The 23,881-nt window shown below is 37.5% G+C and carries 18 protein-coding genes; 9 read left to right on the top strand and 9 right to left on the bottom strand.

The window, feature by feature from the left end:
• Nucleotides 1–43 precede the first annotated feature (43 nt).
• Together XYLOR_RS02180 and XYLOR_RS02185 are read left to right on the top strand one after the other, a co-directional pair.
• Nucleotides 44–1,459 carry an MFS transporter gene (locus XYLOR_RS02180; RefSeq protein WP_036876559.1) on the top strand — a complete coding sequence of 472 codons (1,416 nt, stop codon included), beginning with the start codon at nucleotides 44–46 and terminating at the stop codon, nucleotides 1,457–1,459.
• Nucleotides 1,460–1,483: 24 nt separating this feature from the next.
• Nucleotides 1,484–2,671, top strand: coding sequence for an AGE family epimerase/isomerase (locus XYLOR_RS02185; RefSeq protein ID WP_374057293.1), 1,188 nt, complete (start codon nucleotides 1,484–1,486; stop codon nucleotides 2,669–2,671).
• Nucleotides 2,672–2,734: 63 nt separating this feature from the next.
• On the opposite strand, the gene XYLOR_RS02190 is transcribed toward XYLOR_RS02185, so the two are convergent.
• Nucleotides 2,735–4,102, bottom strand: a complete 1,368-nt coding sequence (locus XYLOR_RS02190) for a TrpB-like pyridoxal phosphate-dependent enzyme (protein ID WP_036876561.1) — start codon at nucleotides 4,100–4,102, stop codon at nucleotides 2,735–2,737.
• A gap of 196 nt (nucleotides 4,103–4,298) precedes the next feature.
• On the opposite strand from XYLOR_RS02190, the gene XYLOR_RS02195 reads away from it, so the two are divergent.
• The 6 genes from XYLOR_RS02195 to ilvC all read left to right on the top strand — a co-directional run bounded on the left by XYLOR_RS02195 (nucleotide 4,299) and on the right by ilvC (nucleotide 13,109).
• Nucleotides 4,299–6,704, top strand: coding sequence for a TonB-dependent receptor (locus XYLOR_RS02195; RefSeq protein ID WP_036876562.1), 2,406 nt, complete (start codon nucleotides 4,299–4,301; stop codon nucleotides 6,702–6,704).
• 278 nt (nucleotides 6,705–6,982) lie between these two features.
• Nucleotides 6,983–8,785, top strand: coding sequence for a dihydroxy-acid dehydratase (gene ilvD / locus XYLOR_RS02200; RefSeq protein ID WP_036876564.1), 1,803 nt, complete (start codon nucleotides 6,983–6,985; stop codon nucleotides 8,783–8,785).
• Between the two features lie 51 nt (nucleotides 8,786–8,836).
• Nucleotides 8,837–10,552 carry a biosynthetic-type acetolactate synthase large subunit gene (ilvB, locus tag XYLOR_RS02205; protein ID WP_036876567.1) on the top strand — a complete coding sequence of 572 codons (1,716 nt, stop codon included), beginning with the start codon at nucleotides 8,837–8,839 and terminating at the stop codon, nucleotides 10,550–10,552.
• A gap of 39 nt (nucleotides 10,553–10,591) precedes the next feature.
• Complete coding sequence (ilvN, locus tag XYLOR_RS02210) at nucleotides 10,592–11,146, top strand: acetolactate synthase small subunit (RefSeq protein ID WP_036876569.1); 555 nt, start codon at nucleotides 10,592–10,594, stop codon at nucleotides 11,144–11,146.
• A 21-nt stretch (nucleotides 11,147–11,167) separates the two neighbouring features.
• On the top strand, nucleotides 11,168–11,938 hold the full coding sequence (locus XYLOR_RS02215; RefSeq protein ID WP_036876571.1) for an acyl-[acyl-carrier-protein] thioesterase: 771 nt from the start codon (nucleotides 11,168–11,170) through the stop codon (nucleotides 11,936–11,938).
• A 118-nt stretch (nucleotides 11,939–12,056) separates the two neighbouring features.
• On the top strand, nucleotides 12,057–13,109 hold the full coding sequence (ilvC, locus tag XYLOR_RS02220; protein ID WP_036876572.1) for a ketol-acid reductoisomerase: 1,053 nt from the start codon (nucleotides 12,057–12,059) through the stop codon (nucleotides 13,107–13,109).
• A 43-nt stretch (nucleotides 13,110–13,152) separates the two neighbouring features.
• Here ilvC and XYLOR_RS02225 read toward each other — a convergent pair whose 3' ends face one another.
• The 4 genes from XYLOR_RS02225 to XYLOR_RS02240 all read right to left on the bottom strand — a co-directional run bounded on the left by XYLOR_RS02225 (nucleotide 13,153) and on the right by XYLOR_RS02240 (nucleotide 19,666).
• A complete protein-coding gene (locus tag XYLOR_RS02225; RefSeq protein ID WP_036876574.1) occupies nucleotides 13,153–15,063 on the bottom strand; it encodes a RecQ family ATP-dependent DNA helicase in 1,911 nt (636 codons plus the stop codon).
• 21 nt (nucleotides 15,064–15,084) lie between these two features.
• Complete coding sequence (gene recJ / locus XYLOR_RS02230; RefSeq protein WP_036876577.1) at nucleotides 15,085–16,806, bottom strand: single-stranded-DNA-specific exonuclease RecJ; 1,722 nt, start codon at nucleotides 16,804–16,806, stop codon at nucleotides 15,085–15,087.
• Nucleotides 16,807–17,042: 236 nt separating this feature from the next.
• Nucleotides 17,043–18,245 carry a C1 family peptidase gene (locus XYLOR_RS02235; protein ID WP_036876580.1) on the bottom strand — a complete coding sequence of 401 codons (1,203 nt, stop codon included), beginning with the start codon at nucleotides 18,243–18,245 and terminating at the stop codon, nucleotides 17,043–17,045.
• A 26-nt stretch (nucleotides 18,246–18,271) separates the two neighbouring features.
• Nucleotides 18,272–19,666, bottom strand: coding sequence for an aminopeptidase P family protein (locus XYLOR_RS02240; protein WP_036876583.1), 1,395 nt, complete (start codon nucleotides 19,664–19,666; stop codon nucleotides 18,272–18,274).
• An 88-nt stretch (nucleotides 19,667–19,754) separates the two neighbouring features.
• Here XYLOR_RS02240 and XYLOR_RS02245 point away from each other — a divergent pair, with 88 nt between their 5' ends.
• A complete protein-coding gene (locus XYLOR_RS02245; RefSeq protein ID WP_036876585.1) occupies nucleotides 19,755–20,603 on the top strand; it encodes a patatin-like phospholipase family protein in 849 nt (282 codons plus the stop codon).
• Here the strand turns inward: XYLOR_RS02245 and XYLOR_RS02250 are convergent.
• From XYLOR_RS02250 to XYLOR_RS02265, 4 genes are all read right to left on the bottom strand, one after another.
• Entirely contained in the window at nucleotides 20,600–21,058 is a 459-nt protein-coding gene (locus XYLOR_RS02250) for a DUF805 domain-containing protein (RefSeq protein WP_084608506.1), read from the bottom strand. The genes XYLOR_RS02245 and XYLOR_RS02250 overlap by 4 nt on opposite strands.
• A 62-nt stretch (nucleotides 21,059–21,120) precedes the next feature.
• Complete coding sequence (gene trmD / locus XYLOR_RS02255) at nucleotides 21,121–21,807, bottom strand: tRNA (guanosine(37)-N1)-methyltransferase TrmD (protein WP_036876587.1); 687 nt, start codon at nucleotides 21,805–21,807, stop codon at nucleotides 21,121–21,123.
• Between the two features lie 48 nt (nucleotides 21,808–21,855).
• The gene (gene buk / locus XYLOR_RS02260) at nucleotides 21,856–22,917 is read right to left on the bottom strand and encodes a butyrate kinase (protein ID WP_036876589.1); all 1,062 of its coding nucleotides are present in this window, start codon (nucleotides 22,915–22,917) and stop codon (nucleotides 21,856–21,858) included.
• A gap of 26 nt (nucleotides 22,918–22,943) precedes the next feature.
• Nucleotides 22,944–23,846: a phosphate acyltransferase gene (locus XYLOR_RS02265; protein ID WP_036876591.1), complete on the bottom strand. Its 903-nt coding sequence runs from the start codon at nucleotides 23,844–23,846 to the stop codon at nucleotides 22,944–22,946.
• Nucleotides 23,847–23,881 lie beyond the last annotated feature (35 nt).

Raw genomic sequence — 23,881 nt, forward strand, 5'->3', positions numbered from 1 at the left:
GAGACTTTAATATAAATAAAAAATATTATACGATTATAATAATATGTTGAAACTAAGCGAAAAAATAGGATATGGTTTTGGTGATATGTCGTCAAGTATGTTCTGGAAGATATTTGGAGCTTATCTTATGATATTTTACACTGATGTATTTGGTCTGTCGGCAGCTGTAGTTGGTACTATGTTTGCTATTACACGTATATGGGATTCCTTTTTCGATCCCGTGGTTGGAATCGCATCTGATCGTACAGATACTCGCTGGGGTAAATTCCGTCCCTATTTGCTTTATCTTGCCTTGCCGTTTGCTGCCATTGGAATGTTGACTTTTATGACTCCTCCTTTCGGCAATACAGGTAAGATCGTTTATGCGTTTATTACATATACCCTTATGATGATGGTATACAGTGCAATAAATGTTCCATATGCTTCTATGTTAGGTGTTATAAGTCCGAATCCTTCGGATCGTAATACATTAGCAACATATCGAATGATGTTTGCATATATAGGCAGTTTTATAGCGCTGTTACTTTTTATGCCTTTAGTCAATTTTTTTGGTGGCGATCTCCCTTCAGCATCTATGCATGGGTGGATGACTGCTCCTCAATTTGGTTGGTTTATGGCTGTCGTTGTAATTGGACTTTTTTGTTCTGTACTCTTTTTTGGATGTTTTTCACTTACTCGTGAAAGAGTAAAACCTGTAAATGAGTCAAAAACGCCTCTTAAAACAGATATAAAGGACCTTCTTCACAATTCACCATGGTGGATACTTTTGGGGGCAGGAGTAGCATCACTTGTTTTCAATTCGGTAAGAGATGGAGCTACTGTATATTATTTCAAATATTTTATTGATGAAACTGCATTTGGTAATATCAAGTTTATTGGAATCCCATTTGTATTAAGTGGTTTATATTTAGCTGTAGGGCAGGTCGCAAATATCGTAGGTGTAATAATTGCGGCACCTATAAGCAATAAGATAGGTAAGCGTCATACATTTATGGCAGCTATGGCCATAGCATCTGTATTAAGTGTCGTGTTCTATTTCTTCGATAAAGATCAGTTGATATTAATTTTCGTATTTCAGATATTTATTAGCATATGTGCAGGTAGTATTTTCCCTTTATTGTGGAGTATGTATGCCGACTGTGCCGATTACAGTGAGTTGAAAACTGGTAATCGGGCTACAGGATTGATTTTCTCGTCGTCATCGATGAGTCAAAAATTTGGATGGGCAATTGGTACAGCTGTAACAGGTTGGATGTTGGCCGCATTTGGTTTTGTTGCAAATGGTGCTCAGAATCCTGAAACTATTAATGGCATAAAGATGTTCTTGAGCATACTACCAGCAATAGGAACAGTGCTTAGTTTTGTGTGTATAGCATTTTATCCTCTTTCAGAAAAGAGAATGAAAAATATAACAAAAGAGTTAGAGAACAAACGCGAGAAATCCAAATATTCTGAATGAACATTATCAAATAATCATAATAGCATTATAATGGAAGAATTTAAAAGATCTATGCAAGAAGTTCTTGAGGATAATATCCTACGCTTTTGGATAGATAAAATGACAGATCATGAAAATGGTGGATACTATGGACAAGTTGACGGTCATGATAACGTAGTCCCTACTGCGGAAAAAGGAGCAATACTTAATGCACGTATATTGTGGTCTTTTTCTGCCGCTTACCGAGTAATAGGGGGGACAGAATATCTAGAAGCCGCAGCCAGGGCCAAGAGATATATTATAGATCATTTTTATGACGATAAAAATGGTGGGATATATTGGAGTCTTGATTATAAAGGAAAACCTCTTGATACAAAAAAACAGATATATGCTATTGGTTTCGTAATATATGGTATGTCTGAGTATGTTCGTGCAACAGGTGATAAAGAAGCACTAGATATGGCAAAACGTCTATTTCAGGATATAGAAGATCATGCTTTTGACGAGATCAATAATGGCTATACAGAGGCGTTTACATGCGAATGGGACAATATAGATGACATGCGTCTTAGTGATAAAGATGAAAATCAGTCAAAAACTATGAATACTCATCTCCACATAATTGAACCATATACAAATTTATATCGTGTGTGGAAGAGTCTTAAGTTGGAAAAACAAATTCGTAATTTGTTGGATATCTTTTGCGGGAATATTCTTAATAGAAAAACTTATCATCTAGACCTTTTCTTTGATAAAGAGTGGAAAAGTAAACGTAATATACAGAGTTTTGGACATGATATAGAAGCTAGTTGGTTGCTTCATGAGGCAGCCTTAGTTCTTGCTGATAAAAAATTACTTGCTTTTATTGAACCTATTATACGTAAAATTGCAGATGCAGCAGATGAAGGCCTTCGTAAGGATGGCGCTATGGCGTATGAGAGATGGATAGATACTGGCAAAATAGATGAAGAGCGTCATTGGTGGGTTCAATGTGAGAATGTAATAGGGCATATTAATCTTTTTGAACATTTTGGTGATGAGGATGCTTTAGGTAAGGCAGTGCGTTGCTGGGCTTTCATCCAGAAAAACCTTATTGACTGGAAAAATGGAGAGTGGCACTGGGGGATTTATCCTGATGGAACTACTAATTTAGACGATGATAAAGCTGGATTTTGGAAATGCCCTTATCATAATAGCCGTATGTGCCTGGAGATAATGGAACGAAATTTATAAATGCATAAAAACAATAAAAGCATCCAACATATGTTGGATGCTTTTTATATAACAAATTATTGTTTACTTGTTCATTGCATCAACCTCTTTTAGATTCTCACGTATCTCATTATCAGAAATAGAATAGTTGCGTAAGTCACCATTTATGTAGGAGTCATATGAAGTCATATCAAGTAGTCCGTGACCTGATAGATTGAATAAAATGGTCTTTTTCTGGCCGTTTTCTTTGCATTTCTTTGCTTCGCGTATAGTTGCTGCTATTGCATGGCAACTTTCTGGAGCAGGTATAATTCCTTCTGTACGCGCAAATAAAGTTCCAGCTTCGAATGATTCCAATTGAGGAATATCCACCCCATGCATCATATTATCCTTTATAAGTTGTGATACGATAGTTCCGGCTCCATGATAACGAAGTCCTCCAGCATGAATGTTAGCTGGGTGAAAATCATGCCCAAGTGTGAACATTGGCAACAATGGAGTATAACCTGCTTCATCGCCGAAGTCATATTCAAATTTTCCTCTTGTAAGTTTAGGGCAACTTTCAGGTTCTGCAGCAACAAATTCAGTCTTTTTTCCATCCAGTATGTTATGGCGCATAAAAGGGAAAGAGATTCCACCAAAGTTAGATCCTCCTCCGAAACATGCAATAACCATATCAGGATATTCTCCTGCCATTTCCATTTGTTTTTCAGCTTCAAGACCTATAATAGTTTGATGCAGAGTCACGTGGCTTAATACAGAACCCAATGTATATTTACAGTTTGGAGTTGTTGTAGCAAGTTCAATAGCCTCAGAAATAGCAGTACCAAGAGATCCTGAATAATTAGGGTCTTTTGTTAGAATATTTTTACCTGCACGAGTAGACATTGAAGGAGAACCTGTCACCTGTGCACCGAAAGTGCGCATTATAATACCGCGGTATGGTTTCTGCTGCAGACTTATTTTGACTTGGTAAACAGCAGCTTCAAGTCCAAATGTTTTTGCTGCATAAGAAAGTGCTGCACCCCATTGGCCGGCTCCGGTCTCTGTTGTAACATTTGTAACACCTTCCTTTTTACAATAGTAACATTGAGCTATAGCTGAGTTTACTTTATGACTACCTAATGGATTTGTACTCTCATTCTTAAAATATATATGAGCAGGTGTATCAAGAGCTTCTTCCAAAGCATAAGCACGAACTAGTGGTGTTGAGCGATAATAAGTATATCGTTCTCTTACTTCTTCAGGAATATCAATCCAAGCATGTTCCATGTCCAATTCTTGTCGGCTACATTCCTCATTGAAAATTGGGAATAGATCTTCTGCCTTGAGTGGTTGTTTAGTTGCCGGGTTAAGTGGAGGCATAGGTTTATTAACCATATCCGCCTGAATATTATACCATTGTGTTGGAATCTGATCTTCTGTCAGAATGAATTTTTTAGGTCTACTCATGATTTATCTTTTAATTTTGATTATTTCGTATCTTATTACTTACGTTTTGCTATGTATTAGTGGCTGCGAAGTTACAAAATTATTTTGAATATACAAAAGATGAATATTCTTTTTGTTAAAATCATAATAAATGAGGATTGCACCCCTTATTAAAAAGAAGTACCTTTGCAGTCAGAATTTAATACATTAGTTATATATGGATAAAAAGATTTTAGTAGCGTTCGCAATAATGGCTCTGCCAGTTGCAACTAGCGCTAGTTCGTTTTCTGACAAATTAAATAAAATATTGTTGCCAGATACATCACGCGTATTTGATTTAGATGAAGTTGTGGTGGTGGCTCAGCCAAAAGAAAATTACAAATTACGTAGACAAGCATTGAGTTCAAGTGTTTTTACAAACTTTGAATTATCATCACTTAAAGTTAATGACATAACCGACCTTGCATATTATGTACCTTCGTTTGTTATGCCGCATTACGGTTCACGTATAACATCATCTATGTATATAAGAGGTATTGGTTCAAGAATTAATAATCCTGCAGTTGGTATGTATGTTGATGGAATGCCTTTAGTAAGCAAAAATTCATATAATTTCCATACCTATCAACTTGACTGTGTTGATGTGTTGCGTGGTCCTCAAGGTACGTTATACGGCCAAAATACAGAAGGCGGACTTATAAGGATGTATACTAAAAATCCATTTGATTATCAAGGAACGGATATAAATCTTGGTATTGCTACACATTTTTATCGTAATGCTGAAGTTGCCCATTATAGCAAAGTTAATGATTGGTTCGCTTATTCTGTTGCAGGTTTTTATAATGGTCAGAATGGCTTCTTTACGAACACATATAGTGGTGAAAAGGCTGATAAATATAATGAAGCAGGCGGAAGACTAAGACTTATGTTCAAGCCTATTAGAAAAGTTCTTGTAGATTTTATAACAGACTATCAATTTGTCCGCCAGAATGGATTTCCTTATGGAGAATATAATTCAGCATCGAATGTAACATCAGATCCAAATACAGATTATCAAGGTAATTATAAGAGAAATATTCTTAATATAGGATTGAATATAAAAGTAAAAGGGAATGGACTTGATTTCTATTCTAATAGTAGCTGGCAATATCTTAAGGACAACATGCTCATGGATATTGATTATTTGCCTATTGATTATATGCATATTGGGCAGCGCCAGTTGCAAAATGCTTGCACGCAGGAATTTACATTGAAAAGCAATAATACAAATAGTTGGCATTGGACATTTGGAATATTCGGCTCTTATCAATGGTTGAAAACATATGCACCTGTTTACTTTGGAGATGGTATTACCAAACCTATTGCGGATGGTATACAAAATGCAATGCAGAATGCTATGATTGAGTCTTTTATGAAGCGCGGACTTACTCAGCAGGCTGCTATTGCAATGATACAGAAAATGGGAGGGATATCTATGGATGTATCTATAAATGTTCCTGAAATATTCCATACACCACAGTTTAATTTAGGCTTTTATCATGAATCTAGTATTGATATAACAGATCGTCTTACTGCAACATTAGGTTTACGTTATGATTATAGTCATGTGAATGTACATTACGATTCACAGGCAATAATGGCTATGACTGCAAATGTGATGGGTCAGCAGGCAGTATATAATTTGATTTCGCACCTTGATAATAAAACACATAATAATTTTAATCAGCTTTTGCCAAAAATTGGATTTAATTATCGTATATCAGACAGTGGAAGTAATGTTTATGCAACCTTAAGTAAAGGATTCAGAGCTGGTGGATATAATATTCAAATGTTTTCAGATATTTTACAGACTGAATTGAATTCAAACAGTCAGAACGCAATGCGTGGAAGTTATGACGTACCTCATAAAGATGCTGATTATGAACGTGTTAGTAATACTATAAGTTATAAACCTGAAACAAGTTGGAACTATGAATTAGGAACGCATCTTAATTTATTTGATAATAAAGTGCAGGCTGATTTATCAACATATTATATGCAGATACGTAATCAGCAGTTGTCTGTAATGGCAGGGAATTATGGATTTGGTAGAATGATGGTTAATGCAGGTAAGAGCAGCAGTTGTGGTGTTGAAGCTTCTTTCCGTGGACGTGCATTCAATAATCATATGAATTGGAGCGCAACATACAGTTATACTCGAGCAGTATTTAAAGATTATAAAGATAGTGTAAAAGTTGATGGTAAAAATACAGAAGTATCATATAAAAATAAATATGTACCATATGTACCCCAGCACTCGTTTTCAGCCACTGCTGATTATAGATTTGATACAAGTTGCAAAGCATTAACGTCTATAGTAGTTGGAGCTAATGTATACGGTAATGGCAAAACTTATTGGGATGAAAACAATACTTCAAGCCAAAAATTTTATGCAGCAGTCGGTGCACATGTTGATGCTAATTTCGGAAAGGCAGTTACTATTAGCTTTTGGGGAAAGAATATAACAGATACTAAATACAATACTTTTGCGGTTCAGAGCAGTGTTGATGGCACCAAAAGGACTTTCGCACAACAGGGTAATCCGGTGCAGTTTGGAGTTGACATAAAATTTCACATAGACTAGATACAATAAATTAATTACTTTAGAACTAAACGATTTATATAAATCAGTCCTTGCCTCCACGCTTGTTTATAGTGTGGAGGTTTTTTATTGCACAGTTCAAACATAAAAGTGCAATATATGTTTTAATTTATTATTTTTGAAATGATTTTTCTTACGATTTTTAAATATATTGCAACTTTTACAGAAAAATCGTTGGATTTTACAGAAAAACAGATTAACTTTGCATCTAATTTTGAATTTAGTAGTATTCTTCTCTGAAGAAAGTAAATATTATAAAAATGAAACATCAGTTGAGAAGTGCTGTTTGCACAGAAGGTAGAAAGATGGCAGGAGCTAGAGCTCTATGGGTAGCCACAGGTATGAAACAAGAGCAATTTGGCAAACCTATTATTGCGATTGTCAATTCTTTTACCCAGTTCGTGCCAGGTCATACTCATCTACACGAGATAGGACAAATCGTAAAAAAAGAAATAGAATCAATGGGCTGTTATGCAGCCGAATTTAACACAATAGCTATTGATGATGGCATTGCTATGGGGCATGATGGCATGCTTTATTCTTTGCCAAGTCGTGATATTATAGCAGATTCAGTAGAATATATGGTCAATGCACATAAGGCAGATGCCATGATATGTATATCCAATTGTGATAAGATAACTCCAGGAATGCTAATGGCAACTATGCGTCTTAATATTCCAACAATATTTTGCTCAGGTGGTCCTATGGAAGCTGGCCGATGGAATGGTGAGAATGCCGATCTCATAACTGCTATGGTAAAGGGTGCTGATGAAAGTGTGAGTGATGAAGATATTAAAAAAATAGAATCTTGTTCTTGTCCGGGGTGTGGATGTTGTTCCGGTATGTTCACAGCCAATTCAATGAATTCATTGACCGAAGCTATTGGCATGGCTCTTCCTGGAAATGGAACAATTTTGGCTACACATAAGAATCGTATTAAACTGTTTAAAGATGCTGCTCACCAGATAGTTGAGAATGCATTTAAATATTATAGAGATGGTGACGAAAGTGTCTTACCTCGTAATATTGTAACACGCGATGCTTTTCTAAATGCTATGTCTCTTGATATAGCAATGGGAGGAAGTACTAATACAATACTGCATTTGCTGGCAGTAGCACAAGAAGGTGAAGTCGATTTTAAGATGAGTGATATTGACAAGCTTAGTCGTAAGGTTCCATGTCTTTGCAAATTAGCACCAAACACTCAGAAATATTCTGTTCAAGAATGTAATCGTGCAGGTGGAATATTTGGAATCTTAAATGAATTGGCTAAAGGTGGATTAATCAATGGTAGCGTAAATCGTGTTGATGGCAAGACGCTTGGAGAACAATTAACAAAATATGATATTACTGTTAATAATATTGATGCTGATGCCAATAGAATATATCACAGTGCTCCTGGATATAAATTCTCCACTGTTATGGGTAGTCAGGATTCTCAATGGGAAACCTTGGATACAGATCGAAAAAATGGGTGTATACGAGATCTAGAAAATGCGTATACTAAAGATGGTGGATTAGCAGTCTTGTTTGGTAATATAGCACAGGATGGCTGTGTAGTAAAAACAGCTGGTGTAGATGCTTCGCTTTGGAAATATAGTGGACCGGCTGTTGTATTCGATTCACAGGAAAGTGCTTGTGATGGCATTCTAGGAGATAAAGTTAACAAAGGAGATTGTGTGGTAATTACACATGAAGGTCCTAAAGGTGGTCCAGGTATGCAGGAAATGCTTTATCCTACATCTTATATTAAGAGTAAGCATATGGGCAAAGAATGTGCATTGATAACAGATGGACGTTTTTCCGGTGGAACGAGTGGACTTAGCATTGGTCATATATCACCAGAGGCAGCCGCAGGAGGTAATATAGGTAAGATAAAAGACGGTGATATAATAGAAATAGATATTCCAAATCGTTCTATAAACGTAAAACTCTCAGATGAAGAATTAGCGGCTCGTCCTCAGCAACCGGTAACACGTAATCGTGTTGTAAGTAAATCATTAAGAGCATATGCACAGACAGTAAGTTCTGCTGATAAGGGTGGCGTGCGAATAATTGAATAGAAGCAACTAATTAAGAAATTGAAGAATTATTAATTCTTAATTTAATAATAAATGAGTAATGAAGTAATTACAGGAGCAGAAGCTCTTATGAGATCATTAAAGGCAGAAGGTATAAAGACCATATTCGGTTATCCGGGTGGTTCTATTATGCCGGTCTTTGATGCGCTCTATGAATACACTAGAGGAGAAAAGAAAAGTTTTAATCATATATTGGTTCGTCATGAGCAGTGCGCAGCTCATGCAGCTGAAGGATTTGCGCGAGTGAGTGGGGAAGTTGGTGTCTGTATCGTTACAAGTGGTCCAGGTGCAACCAATACCCTAACAGGAGTTGCGGATGCAATGATGGATAGTACCCCTATTGTAGTAATAGCCGGACAGGTTGGTGTTGCTGCATTAGGAAATGATGCTTTTCAAGAAGTTGATCTTGTCGGTTTGGCACAGCCAATTAGCAAATGGAGTTACCAAATACGTCGTGCTGAAGATGTGGCATGGGCCGTTAGTCGTGCTTTCTATATAGCACGCTCCGGGCGTCCTGGTCCTGTAGTGCTTGATTTTCCCAAAAACGCTCAAGTTACTTCTACAGAATATGAACCTAAGCATGTAGATTTTGTGCGTAGTTATGTACCATATCCAAAATTGGATGATATTGCAGTAGCCAAAGCAGCCCAGATTATTAATGATGCAAAGAAACCATTAGCATTAGTTGGTCAGGGAGTCGAATTAGGAGGAGCTCAGAAAGAACTTATCGAGTTTCTTGAGAAATCTGATATCCCAGCAGCACGTACATTGCTTGGACTTTCTGCATTGCCTACAGGACATCCTCTTGATACAGGTATGCTTGGAATGCATGGTAATTATGCTCCTAATGTGAAAGAACAGGAATGTGATGTGCTAATTGCTGTAGGTATGAGGTTCAGTGACCGAGTAACAGGACATCCAAAGACTTATGCAAAACAGGCTAAAATAATACATCTAGATATAGATAAGTCTGAAATAGACAAAAATATAAAAACTGATGTAGCTGTAATTGCAGACTGTAAGGTTTCTCTTCCTGCAATAACAAAGTTACTTAAGAAAAATGAACACAGAAAATGGCGTGATAGCTTCAAGCCATTCTTTGATGAAGAAAACAAAAAAGTAATTCAGCCAGCTATTCATCCAATCGAAGGACCTCTGCTTATGGGAGAGGTTACAAATGTAGTGGCAGAAGCTACACATGGTGATGCCGTTTTAGTCAATGATGTAGGTCAAAACCAGATGTTTAGCAGTCGCTATTTTAGATATAACAAAAACCGTAGTATTGTTACAAGTGGCGGTTTGGGAACAATGGGATTCGGACTCCCTGCAGCTATTGGGGCGGCTTTTGGTGCTCCAGACAGAACTATATGTATGTTTTGTGGTGATGGAGGGTTGCAGATGAGCATTCAAGAGTTCGGCACAATAATGGAGCAGCAAGTGCCTGTTAAGATAATACTTCTTAATAATAATTATCTTGGTAATGTGCGTCAGTGGCAGGATATGTTTTTTGGAAAACGTAAGTCATTCACAAAGATGCTGAATCCACAATATAAGAGTATATGTGAAGGTTATCATATACCTTATGGCTTGGTTGTAGACCGTAAAGATTTAAGATCAGCAGTAGATAAAATGCTTAGTTCAGATGGTCCATACCTTTTAGAATGCGCAATCAAAGAAGAAGACAACGTTTTACCAATGACACCTCCAGGCAAGTCTGTTGATGAGATGCTTCTTGAGATAAACATATAAAACTGTTGAACAAACGTACAATCCTTCAATATTTAAAGTATGGAATCAAATAAGAAAAAATTATATACGTTCTTGGTCTATTCAGAGAATATAGCCGGAATACTTAATCAGATAACAGCTGTCTTTACACGTAGACAGGTTAATATAGAGAGCCTTAATGTTTCTGCTTCAAGTATAGATGGTGTACATAAATATACCATTACAGCTTGGGGTGAAGACGAAGATCAGATAAAGATAATTACTAAACAGATAGAGAAAAAAATAGATGTAGTGAAAGCTAATTACTACACAGATGACCAACTCTTTATACGCGAAGTTGGTATGTATAAACTCTCTACTCAAAAAGTTTTAGACAATCCTGACATTTCACGTACTATTCGTAAATTTGATGCCCGTATAATAGAGGTTAATCCTACCTATTGCATTGTAATGCTAAGTGGAATTACCGAAAATATACAAAGTATGTATTTCAAACTCAATAAGTTCGACTGTATACTCCAGTACACTCGTTCAGGACGTATTGCCGTGACTCGCAGTACAGAAGAACATGTAAGTGAGTTTCTTGCTGAACGAGAAGCTTTAAAAGGCGAATAATATTTATAATAAAGAATAGTGATGATAGAAACAAATAAGATTGGGCGTTATCCATTTATGGCTGAACCATTTCACTGCGACTTTACTAAACACTTGCTATTTGGGCATCTTGGTAATTATATGCTTAATGCAGCAGACTTTCATTCGCACGACCGTGGTTTCGGAATGCCATATCTTAATCCGATTCATAAGACATGGGTATTGTCACGTCTGGCAATAGAGATGGCAGAATATCCCACCCAATATAAAAAATTCTTTGTTGATACATGGATAGAAAGTGCCATGAGATATTTTACCAACAGAAATTTTAAAATAGAAGGTGAAGACGGTACAGTATATGGATACGGTAAGAGTGTATGGGCAATGATAGATACGCAGACACGTCAGCCACAAAACATTCTTGAAATACATGACGGTAAGATAATAGACTATATAGATACAGATAAGGAATGCCCAATAGAAAAGAGTTCAAGGGTTAAAATGTCAAATGACGCACAATTGATAATGACATTAGATACACATTATAATGATGTAGATGTAAATGGTCACATTAATAGTGTAAAATATATAGAACATGTATTAGACCTTTTTCCTCTTAGTCAATACGAGAATTTTCTTCTTAAGCGATTCGAAATAGCATATGTCGCAGAAAGTCATTTTGGTGACAAACTAAACTTTTATTTAGAGAAAAGTGGTGAAGAAGAATATTGCATCAGAATAACTAAATCGGAAGAAAAAAACGAAAATGAAGTCGAAACTTGCAGATGTAAGGTTAAATTTGTGAAAGATTGAAAGTTTTATTTGGTGTTTCGATATAAAGTTGTAACTTTGCAACTCGAAAATAAATATTAAAAAAAAGTTTAAACCCGCAGTTTTGAGATAGGCTGCATAAATAAAAATATATTTAATTATGGCACAAATGGATTTCGGTGGCGTTACAGAAACAGTAGTCACTAGCAAAGAATTTTCATTGGAAAAAGCTCGTGAAGTATTAAAAAATGAAACAATCGCAGTTCTAGGTTATGGTATTCAGGGTCCTGGACAGGCATGTAACCTGCGCGATAATGGCTTCAACGTGATTGTCGGACAGCGAGAAGGCAAAACATACGATAAAGCAAAAGCAGATGGATGGGTTCCTGGTAAAACTTTGTTTTCTGTAGAAGAGGCAGCACAGAAAGGTACAATAGTTTGTATGCTTCTCTCTGATGCAGGACAGATTCAGGTATGGCCTAAAATAAAACAATATCTTACAGCAGGTAAGGCTCTATATTATTCACACGGATTTGCAATTAACTGGAGTGACCGTACTAATGTAATACCTCCAAAGGATGTAGATGTTATCATGGTAGCCCCTAAGGGTTCTGGTACATCACTTCGTACAATGTTCTGTGAAGGCCGTGGTCTTAACTGTTCATATGCAGTATATCAGGATGCAACGGGCAAAGCTACAGAGCGTACAATAGCATTTGGTATCGGTATTGGTGCTGGATACATGTTCAAGACTACATTCCAGCGTGAGGCAACATCAGACCTTACAGGTGAGCGTGGTTCTTTGATGGGTGCTATTGAGGGACTTCTTGAAGCTCAATATCAGGTACTTCGTGAGAACGGACATTCTCCATCAGAAGCATTTAACGAAACAGTTGAAGAGTTGACACAGAGTTTGATGCCATTGTTTGCTCAGAAGGGTATGGACTGGATGTATGCTAACTGTTCTACAACAGCACAGCGTGGTGCTCTTGATTGGGCTCCTCGTTTCCGCGATGCAATCAAACCGGTTATGCAGTGGTTGTATCTTTCAGTTAAGACTGGTAATGAAGCACAGATATCAATAGATAGCAACTCAAAATCAGACTATCGTGAGAAACTTAATGAAGAGTTAAAGACAATGCGCAATAGCGAGATGTGGCGTACAGCCGTTACGGTACGTAAACTTCGTCCCGAAAATGATGGACAAGACTAATTTCTCTTATTATATATAAATATAAAAAGGATGTTGATTAATTTTAGCATCCTTTTTTTATTATAAAAATAAAGCCGTCTTCATATCCTAAAATCTCTTCGTTTATGAGATTAGCAATACTTTCATTAAGTTGGTTTTCTGGTAGAGATAAGTCATTCAAGTCAGAAATCATATGTGGTTTCTTGTCTTTAAGCATCTCCATTATCTTTTCTTTTACATATTTAGTCACATTCCCGGATGTGCTTTCACCTTTATGTTCGTTGCATACATCACATTGATTACAGTCCTTGGCATCTTTTTCTCCAAAATACATAAGCAATTGTCTACTTCTGCACAAATAATCATTCGATGCATAATCTATCATAGCATAAATACGCTTGCTATATTGATTACGTCTTTCTTCGTAGACATCATTCCCAATATGTAATTTCTCAGAGTCTTCCCGCCATAATGTGTAAGAAATTGTAGGCATTCTTCGTTGTGGGATAAAATGGATAATATGTCTGGCGCTAAGATTCTTAAGAATAACATATAGATTCTGTTTCTTAATACCTGCCTGTTGTGCCAAGAATCCTTCATCAATATATACGTAATCGCTAAAGAGTCCTCCATAGCAGCGTAGTAAAGCAGTTATGACAGCTTCTTCATCATTGCTTTGATTGTTAAGACGATACAACTCATTGCGCTCAAGCAAGAATATTACTCTGGCAGCATCATCACCAATATCATCATATTCAATATATCCTGCCCTCTCTAGTATTTTAAGTGATGAATCAACTAGAGTAGGAAAGTGCTTGAACGTTCTGCAGAACTTGTCTATATTAAATTCCATGGTAGAACCTTGTCCGGAACCTACACCTATCTGATAGTAATAAGCCAGATGATCATAGACTGTTTTTATATAATCTTTCTCAGGGAATGTATCCGTAATACGTTTATCCAGTTTTCTTTTATCGCTATTATTATATAGTAAAACAGCGTACGATTTTTTTCCATCTCTTCCCGCTCTTCCAGCCTCCTGAAAGTAAGCTTCAATAGAGTCAGGGCAGTCAATGTGGATAACTGTCCTAACGTCAGGTTTGTCTATTCCCATTCCGAAAGCATTAGTTGACACCATAACCCTGACTTTATCGTCTTGCCATTCTTTTTGTCTTTCGTCTTTAACAGAATGGTCTAGGCCTGCATGATAATATGTTGCGCTAATACCATTGTCTAAAAGTAGCTGTGCGGTTTCTTTTGTTTTTCTTCTACTCCTTGTATATACTATTGCACTTCCACCTACACAACTCAGAATGTGTATCATTTCCTGGCGTTTGTCAGTAGCAATTCGTACTATGTAGGCAAGGTTTTTGCGCTCAAAACTCATTCTGAATACATTGTCCTGAGTAAAATGCAATCTCTCTTCAATATCTTTTACAACATTTGGCGTAGCAGTGGCAGTTAGTGCTAAGACAGGAATTTCTTTTCCTACGATATCTCTTACATCTGCAATTTTAAGATACGCCGGGCGAAAATCATATCCCCACTGACTTATACAATGAGCTTCATCTACAGTTATGAAACTTACTTTAGTATGTTTCAGCTTAGTTAAAAATAGTTTTGAAGATAACCTTTCCGGTGAAATATATAGAATTTTTATTCCACCAAAAATGCAATTTTCCAAAGTTGTGATTATTTCTTCATGAGATAATCCAGAGTAAATTGCAGCAGCCTTTATGCCCCTTTTTTTCAGGTTCATTACCTGATCTTTCATTAGTGCTATGAGTGGCGTAATAACAATGCACACACCATCCATAGTAAGAGCCGGAACCTGAAAGGTAATAGACTTGCCACCACCTGTAGGCATTAGTCCAAGGGTGTCCTTTCCTGCACCGATGCTCTCAATTATATCTTTCTGGATACCACGGAAGTCGTCATATCCCCAGTACGTTTTAAGAATCTCTTTGTATTCCACAAAAGCTAACTTACGATACTATTATTCTTCAGACGGGCGTATATCTTCTATCTGTAACTGCGCCTCGCCTCGCTTATAAATATTTTCCTCTATCGTATAAACAATATCGAAACTTCTTTTTGATTTTATATATCTGGCAGAGGCACTTTGACCAAATGCAATGCCATTCATTACGTTACTAGACTGGCTGTCAACAAGTTCTAATTTTATATGCTCTTGCTCACGTCCCACAACCTTACTTGTTCCGTAATCATAAACCTGCTTAGTACAGAATAACGGTTTGGTGTTACATGGACCATATGGTGAAAACTTTTTAAGGTCAGCCTGTAGTTTTTTTGTGATATCCTTAAAGTCAATCATTGCATCAATATTCAGTATCGCCTCAGTCTGTTCAGGCATTATATGTTCCTCAACATAAAGTTGAAACCTTTTTTTAAACTCATCTATTTTGTCCAACTTCATTGTAAGTCCGGCAGCATATGTATGTCCTCCGAAATTTACAAGGAGATCTCTGCAACTCTTTATAGCAGCATAAACGTCAAATCCCGTTACGCTACGAGCAGATCCGGTTACGAATTCGTTGTCTCTCGTAAGAACAACAGTAGGACGAAAGTATATTTCAGTTAGTCTTGACGCAACGATGCCTATAATTCCCTTTTTCCAATTTTCGTCATAAAGCACTATACTTGAATGATGCTCTTGTGATTCTACATCTTCAACGATTTGGTTTGCTTCTTCGGTCATTTGCTTGTCAATATCCTTGCGCTGTTCATTATATTCATTAATGTTTTTAGCTTCATTAAGTGCTATGTTCAAGTCTTTTTCAACAAGCAATTCAACGCTTTCTTTACCATTTTCCATACGTCCTGACGCATTTATACGCGGACCTATTTTGAATACAATATCTCCCATTGAGAGTTCACGGCCGTTAAGTCCGCAGATATCAATAATAGCCTTCAATCCAATGCTTGGATTCTGATTTAGTTGTTTTAGACCATGGTATGCCAGTATTCTGTTTTCATCCATCACAGGAACTATGTCAGAAGCGATGCTGACAGCACAGAAGTCGAGTAGTGAAATAAGATGACTAAAAGATATATTGTTGTTTTTAGCAAATGCCTGCATAAACTTGAATCCAACACCACATCCTGAAAGATGTTTGAATGGATAAGTATCATCCGGTCTTTTAGGATTAAGTATAGCAAAAGCTGATGGCATAACCTCATCAGGAACATGATGGTCACAGATAATGAAATCTATTCCAACACTGTTGGCATATGCTATCTCATCGATTGCCTTAATACCGCAATCAAGTATGATAATTAATTTAACACCAGTTTCTTTGGCATAATCTATTCCTTTCTTGCTGACACCATATCCCTCGTCATATCTGTCGGGAATATAATATTCAATATTTGAATAGAATTGTTGCAGAAACTTATACACAAGAGCTACAGCAGTACAACCATCCACATCATAGTCTCCGTAAACCATAATGCGTTCTTTATGCCCCATAGCATCATTAAGTCTATCAACCGCCACATCCATATCCTTCATAAGGAATGGATTATACAAATCAGCTAATTGAGGATGGAAAAAGCGTTTTGCTGCCGAAACAGTATCTACACCTCTATGCCGTAGAAGATCGGCAAGCATCGGACTTATTCCAAGTTTTTCTCCGAAATCATTAGCCGCTTTTTTTTGTTCTGTTGTTGGTGGTTTGTAATTCCATTTGAAATCCATTTATATAGTTTTTTATTTTCTTTCATACGATTAGCGTGTAAAGTTACAAATAAAAAACTAGAATATAGTGCTTTTTGTTTTTTTTTCATAAAAAACAATACTGCCAGTCTATTTCAAAAAACCACCCATTATGACTAATTATTCTTAATGTGTTGCTTACAAATAAGCTGTATAAATAGATTTGTAATAAAATATAAAAATGTCCCAACTTAAAAGAAGTTGGGACATTTATTATTTTAGATTCCGAGTTTTTTTCTGATATCTTTAGGAATCGCATTCTTGTTAACCATGATATCCATAGTTTTATACAGAACGAAATTCTTAGTCATATACCATATTCCTTTATAATCACCATACTTTCCCCAAGAATTTTTAACCATATAGTATTCTTTACCGTTTTGGTCTTTTGCAATACCATATATATGCATTCCGTGGTCATCAGTAGTTTCCCAATTATCGAATCCTTCCTGACGCATTTCCTGTGTAGGTACAATCTCAGGAGCATTTACTCCAAGAGAGTCAAGCTTTGAAGTCTTCTCATCCTTACTTAACTTAAACCATTTGTCAGCATCTGTTCCAGCCATGCTGCGTGCCTTTTTAGTATCATATGCGATAGCTATACCTTTGCGAGTGAAACCGTCTTCTGTAACATCTCCACCCCAAGCTACTGTATAACCATTGTTCACAGCATTGTCAATAATCTTTGTAAGATCATCCATCGGTACATTGTAACTAGGAGCCCATCTCCAATTGTCCTGAACCTCTACAGGGAATTCTGTCCAGAAAGGATGATGAGTATAACTTGTTATGCTTACATAATCATCAAAATTGATACCAAGACTTGATGCGAATGATTTCGGAGTATAATTCTTTCCTTCGTAAGAGAATGAAGTAGGGCATTTTCCGATATATGCATCTACAATACCCTGTAGACCATTTTTCCATGCAGGAGTAAGTTTCTTAGAATCGCTCTTTGCTATTGCATTGACATAAGGAGTCATTGCTTTGAAGAATTCACCGAAGTTACTCAGAGTATCTCCATATAGCGTACCAGGCAATGGCATAGCTGTCTCTGGGCATATTCCATAGTTCTTCATGCAGTAAAGCACATCATAAGAACTTCCACCTTCAGAGAAAGAAGCATCACCATGCATGCGTACAGACATTGTAGCGCGGTCCAGATAATCCTTGTTAGCTACAAACATTTCACATAAATCGTATGTCTTTCCTGTTTTCTTTAGTATCTCGCTTTCAAAGAAGCTGATAGTAGAGAAATCCCAGCACGTACCACTACGGTTTTGGTCTTTAATACTCGTAATTTTGTTTTCTTTGATTGTGGTAAACACTGGTTTGTTTTTGTTTACCGAATCCTTTTTTGTTTCAGCTCCAGAACTCATCGCAACAAAAGCGATAAGAGCCAATACCATAAATTTTCTCATAATTTAATTTATAATTCTTATTTGTTTTAATTGTTCATAAAATTCTCAACATCTTTAGGATGATAAGGTATACGGTCCTTTCCTATAAATCTGCAACCATCTTTGGTTATAAGAATATCATCCTCAATACGTATTCCGCCGAAACCTTTGTAGGTCTCAAGCATATCAAAATTAATAAACTCCTTACAATGTCCGCTTGCCTTCCAGTTATCTATTAAGGCAGGAATAAAATAAATTCCCGGCTCATCCGTCATAACAAAGTTTTCTTGTAACTTTCGTCCCATACGCAGGCAGTTTGTACCAAATTGAGTAGAAGGTTGAATCTCTTTGTCGAATCCTACATAGTTTTGTCCAAGTCCCTCCATGTCGTGTACATCCATACCCATCATGTGTCCAAGTCCGTGGGGTAGGAACATAGCATGAGCGCCGGCTTTTACGGCTTCATCAGTATCCCCTTTCATCAATCCAAGGTCTTTCAGCCTGTCTGTCATCAGTTTACACACATTCATGTGTACATCATACCATTTTACGCCGGGTTTAGCTACCTGCAGAGTATAATCATGACAAGCTTCAACGATGCTGTATATTTCAAGTTGTCTCTGTGTAAATTTACCATCTACAGGATAAGTACGCGTGTTGTCAGAGCAATAATTATTAATTGTCTCAGCTCCCGCATCGCAGAGTACCAGGCGTCCGGCTTCAAGTTTTGCCATTGAAGGGTTACCATGCATTATCTCGCCATGTTGAGAAAATATGGTAGCGAAACTTACCATTGCTCCATACGAGTTGGCTACACCGTCAACATGTCCACCAATATAATGCTCAGTTACGCCCGGTTTTGTAAGTTTCATAGCCGTGGTATGCATTTTATAGCCGATTATAGCCGCCCTCTCAAGTTCCTCAATCTCTTGAGGTTCTTTGCTTGAACGCATCTTAACTACAGCCATAATCAATTCAAGAGATGCAGATTCCTTCTGTTGATTAGGGTGAATACCAAGTAAATCAAAAATTTGGATTTTATTGTCAAAGCGATAAGGTGGGAGATAGTGTATTGTTCGCTTCTGTCTCATTGCATCGTTGCATATTGACTTTAGCTCTTTCATAGGAGCCGAACTTCCCACCCCAACCTGTTGAGCCATATCGTGGACACTGTCTACAGACCCGAACCATACGATATCCTCAATATCTATATCATCACCAACTAGTGTTTCGGTATCATTATCCACATCAATAACACCTACAAGTCCGTCCCTGTTCTGTCCAAAGTAATATAGAAATGACGAATCCTGACGGAACGGATAATATCCGTTTGATGGATAATTAACAGGCGATTCATTGTTGCCGAAAAGTATAACGATGCCACTCTTTACGAGCTTTCGCAGTTCTGCGCGGCGGCTTACGTAGGTTTCTTTACTGAACATAATGATATTTTCTAAAAATTTATAATTGCAAAGTTACACATTTTAAATCTAAATTTATTATCTTTGCACGGAAAATTAAACAGATTTTATGCAAATAGATAGAAATACAGGCCTTGTGCTTGAAGGAGGGGGTATGCGTGGTGTTTTTACCAGCGGGGTCCTTGACGCATTTATGAAGCATGATTTATACTTCCATTATGTTGTTGCGGTATCTGCTGGAGCCTGCAATGGTTTATCATATATGAGCCATCAGCCTCGTCGTGCCCGTATTTCTAATATAGACTATCTTGCACGTTACAATTATATTGGGCTTCGTCATCTTGTAACACAAGGATGTATCTTCGATCAAAAGTTACTTTACGAAGATTTCCCCAACACACTTTTGCCTTTTGATTTTGATACCTATTTTAATAATCCTGACATTTTCGAGATGGTAACAACAAACTGCCTTACTGGCAGGTCTTGTTATCTCAATGTAAAAGATGATCGTCAGCGTTTGCTTGATGCGGTACGAGCAAGCAGTAGTCTTCCTTATGTGAGTAAAATCGTTATGGTAGACGGTATACCAATGCTTGATGGTGGAATTGTAGACAGCATACCTGTAATGCGAGCAATGGAGCAGGGCCATAGTAAAAATGTAGTTGTTTTAACTCGTAACAAAGGTTACCGCTCCACCGAGAAGGACCATAAGATAAAATACGTATTCTATAAAAATTATCCGCGTTTGCGCGTTGCTCTGAGTCACAGATGCGAAGCCTATGACCGTCAGTTAGATATGATAGACCAACTGGAAGATAGTGGACAGATAATATGTATACGTCCTGCACGTCCTGTTGAAGTTGGGCGTATAGAGAAAGATACTAAAAAATTAGAAGCCATCTATGAAGAAGGCTTCTTATTAGGTGAGAAATTCTGTATGGAATATTATAAAGATTAGTCCTCTTTTAAGTATTTGTTTGATTCGCCGTAATCATTTTCCTCCTTTTTACTGTCGATTAGACAGAATATCATAATTACGATATCTATTATCAAGTTAAGCTCGCATACTACTATGAACAAATTGCTTGCCATTAACTCTTTTATAGTGTCAGTATTGCTTATAGACCCACCATTAGTTTTAAAAAGCATTATTATCAGAGCGATTATCTGAAGTGTAAAACTCAAGAAAGCCCATATTCCATTTTTGCCTGTATCATGTAGCCTTCTTACGGTAACGCTAAGACATCCCAACATAATAAGTTCTGCCACAATACACCCTAATGCAGCCATTTCCATTACGATGCCCAGTAATGCAAATACCACAGTAATAGCGATTATTCCGGATAGCATAAACCACCAGAATTCAGATCTTCTGGCCCTTCCATCAAAGTCCTTTATATTTTCCAGTCCCACTTAAAGTGCTTCACTGAATTTAAGACGCGGTATTCTTTTTATCTTTTCCATACAATCAGATATTATTCTTTTCTTCTTTCGAGTAAGTCAGGCCTCAATCTTTTTGTCCGTTCGTAACTCTGTTCAATCTCCCAGTCCTTTATTTTAGCATCATTGCCGCTAAGCAGAATGTCAGGAACCTTCCAACCCTTATAATCTGAAGGTCTTGTATATATAGGAGCTGAAAGCATGTCATCCTGATAGCAGTCTGACAATGCACTCTGGTCGTCACTTATCACTCCGGGTACAAGTCTGACAATAGCATCAGCCATCACAGCCGCAGCCAGTTCACCACCAGTAAGGACATAGTCACCAATACTTATTTCTCTAGTTATCAGATGCTCCCTTATTCGATGGTCAATTCCCTTATAGTGTCCGCATAATATGATTATATTACCCTTTAGAGAAAGGTCATTGGCAATATGCTGGTCAAACTGCTCTCCATCAGGCGAAGTGAATATAACCTCATCATAATCCCTCTCAGCTTTAAGTGTAGAGATAGCTCTGTCGATAGGTTCGCATTGCATCACCATGCCTGCAAATCCTCCATATGGATAGTCATCTACACGTTTCCACTTATCTAGTGTATAGTCACGTAGATTATGCAGATGTATCTCTGCCAGTCCTTTCTTTTGAGCGCGTGCCAGTATAGACTCGTTGACGAATCCTTCCAGCATTTCAGGCAATACCGTAATTATATCTATTCTCATTGCAATGTTTTGGGTACAAAAGTACGAAAAATAAGTTAAAATCACCCATTATCTATAAACTTTTATTTCCTGCTCACCTCTCATAGCACTGAGCGCATTCATTGCCAATGCCGTGAGTTCATCTTCACCCGGATAAATGTATACAGGTGCGATGAAAGATACTCTTTCCTTCAGTTGGTCAGTAATATAAGTGCTATTAGCTACACCACCAGTAAACAGAATGGCATCCACCTTTCCGTATAACACAGTAGACAAACTACCTACATCTTTAGCTATCTGGTATATCATGGCATCGAGTACAAGTTTTGCCTTCTTATCACCTTTTTCTATACGTTTTAAAACAGTAGGCACATCATTGGTTCCAAGATGTGCCATCATACCACTTCCCGATGTTACGTATTTGATTATCTGCTCACGTGTGTATTCCCCACTGAAACACAGATCTACCAATGGCAATGCCGGCAGTGCACCTGATCGCTCTGGCGTAAAAGGACCTTCGCCGGTTAATGCATTGTTGACATCTATAGCGCGTCCCTTTTTGTGTGCGGCCATTGAAATGCCTCCTCCAAGGTGACAAACAATGAGGTTCAAATCCTCATAATGCTGATTGTGTTCTTTTGCAAAGCGTCGCGCAATAGCACGCTGATTCAGCGCATGCCATATCGTAAATCTTGGCATAAGTGGACAACCGTTAATACGGGCAATGTCTTCTAACTCATCTACAACTCCAGGATCCGCAATTAACGCGTGGCAATGCGGTAGACTAGAGGCTAAATCGGCAGCTATCAACGAACCAAGATTGCAAGCATGACGATACACCGCATTTCTGGTTTCAGAGAGTAACTTTTCGTTTATTTCATAAACACCTGCTTCTATAGGTTTCAATAATCCTCCGCGCCCGACGATAACGTCAAAATCGAAAGGGATATGCTCCTCTGAAAGGGTATCAATAACTAATTGACGACGGTAAGCAAACTGCTCCATCGCATCAGAGAAATGAGACAATGTCTCAGGCGTGTGTCTTATAGTATTGTGCATCACAAGTTCTTCATCGTGGAATACTCCAATTTTAGTGGATGTTGAACCAGGATTTATTGCTAATATCTTCATTTAATCAATTCTTCAATTTGTTTATTCTACAAAACACATGCCATGCAAAGACTGTAGAATTTCGTCTCAGCACTATCACTTCTCGAAGTTAAAACAACAGGACATAGCGTCCCCATTAGCAAGCCTGCAATCTCTGCGTGTGCAAATAATGTAACTGACTTGTAGAAGGCGTTACCTGATTCTATATCTGGGAAAATAAGTACATCGGCATCTCCGTCAATAGGTGACTTGATTCCTTTAATCTCCATACTAGACTTATTACACGCAACACTCACATCTAACGGACCGTCTACCACTGAGTTTTGAAAACCACCGGCCTTGTAACGTTCCACTATTTTTGCATAATCTACAGAAACGGGGAACTTCGGACTGACTTTCTCCGTACAATGAATCATTGCGATATGGGGCTTAGCAATGCCGAATTCATGACAAACATTAATAGAATAATCAATCATTGACACTCGTTGCTCAAGTGTAGGATTCGGAATCACAGCTGCATCCGAGATAAAAAGCAATTTTTCATAACTTGGTATCTGCATTACAGCTAGATGGGTGACGACATTACCACGTGGCAACAGGCCCTCATCCTTGTTTAGAATGGCATGCAACAATACATCTGTGTTGATGATACCCTTCATCAGTATATCCGCATTACCTTCCCTAATCAAAGAGACAGCTTTTCGCGCCGCCTCCTCACTGTTTTTGACATTAACGGTTGTGATATATGGACTTGCATTGTCCAAGTCAAAAGAATTTTTATACTTTGTAGTTTCACCTACAAGAATGAATTCAGCAAAGCCTTCATTTATACCTCGTTCTATGGCAGAAAAAGAATGGGCGTCATAGCCACAGACGACCGCAACTTTTTTGCGTGACGTACACATCTTAAGATGGGCAGTCATTTGTTTGAATGTCTTTATTTGTTCCATGATGCAAATATCATAAAAAAAATAATATTAAAATC

Origin of the sequence: Xylanibacter oryzae DSM 17970 (genome assembly GCF_000585355.1) — a bacterium.
In the GTDB taxonomy this organism is placed as follows: domain Bacteria; phylum Bacteroidota; class Bacteroidia; order Bacteroidales; family Bacteroidaceae; genus Prevotella; species Prevotella oryzae.

Excerpts from the sequence above, each read along its gene's own strand:
- XYLOR_RS02180 (WP_036876559.1), top strand. The coding sequence starts at position 44 with ATGTTGAAACTAAGCGAAAAAATAGGATATGGTTTTGGTGATATGTCG.
- XYLOR_RS02190 (WP_036876561.1), bottom strand. The coding sequence starts at position 4,102 with ATGAGTAGACCTAAAAAATTCATTCTGACAGAAGATCAGATTCCAACA.
- XYLOR_RS02195 (WP_036876562.1), top strand. The coding sequence starts at position 4,299 with ATGGATAAAAAGATTTTAGTAGCGTTCGCAATAATGGCTCTGCCAGTT.
- ilvD (WP_036876564.1), top strand. The coding sequence starts at position 6,983 with ATGAAACATCAGTTGAGAAGTGCTGTTTGCACAGAAGGTAGAAAGATG.
- ilvB (WP_036876567.1), top strand. The coding sequence starts at position 8,837 with ATGAGTAATGAAGTAATTACAGGAGCAGAAGCTCTTATGAGATCATTA.
- ilvN (WP_036876569.1), top strand. The coding sequence starts at position 10,592 with ATGGAATCAAATAAGAAAAAATTATATACGTTCTTGGTCTATTCAGAG.
- XYLOR_RS02215 (WP_036876571.1), top strand. The coding sequence starts at position 11,168 with ATGATAGAAACAAATAAGATTGGGCGTTATCCATTTATGGCTGAACCA.
- ilvC (WP_036876572.1), top strand. The coding sequence starts at position 12,057 with ATGGCACAAATGGATTTCGGTGGCGTTACAGAAACAGTAGTCACTAGC.
- recJ (WP_036876577.1), bottom strand. The coding sequence starts at position 16,806 with ATGGATTTCAAATGGAATTACAAACCACCAACAACAGAACAAAAAAAA.
- XYLOR_RS02235 (WP_036876580.1), bottom strand. The coding sequence starts at position 18,245 with ATGAGAAAATTTATGGTATTGGCTCTTATCGCTTTTGTTGCGATGAGT.
- XYLOR_RS02240 (WP_036876583.1), bottom strand. The coding sequence starts at position 19,666 with ATGTTCAGTAAAGAAACCTACGTAAGCCGCCGCGCAGAACTGCGAAAG.
- XYLOR_RS02245 (WP_036876585.1), top strand. The coding sequence starts at position 19,755 with ATGCAAATAGATAGAAATACAGGCCTTGTGCTTGAAGGAGGGGGTATG.
- trmD (WP_036876587.1), bottom strand. The coding sequence starts at position 21,807 with ATGAGAATAGATATAATTACGGTATTGCCTGAAATGCTGGAAGGATTC.
- buk (WP_036876589.1), bottom strand. The coding sequence starts at position 22,917 with ATGAAGATATTAGCAATAAATCCTGGTTCAACATCCACTAAAATTGGA.
- XYLOR_RS02265 (WP_036876591.1), bottom strand. The coding sequence starts at position 23,846 with ATGGAACAAATAAAGACATTCAAACAAATGACTGCCCATCTTAAGATG.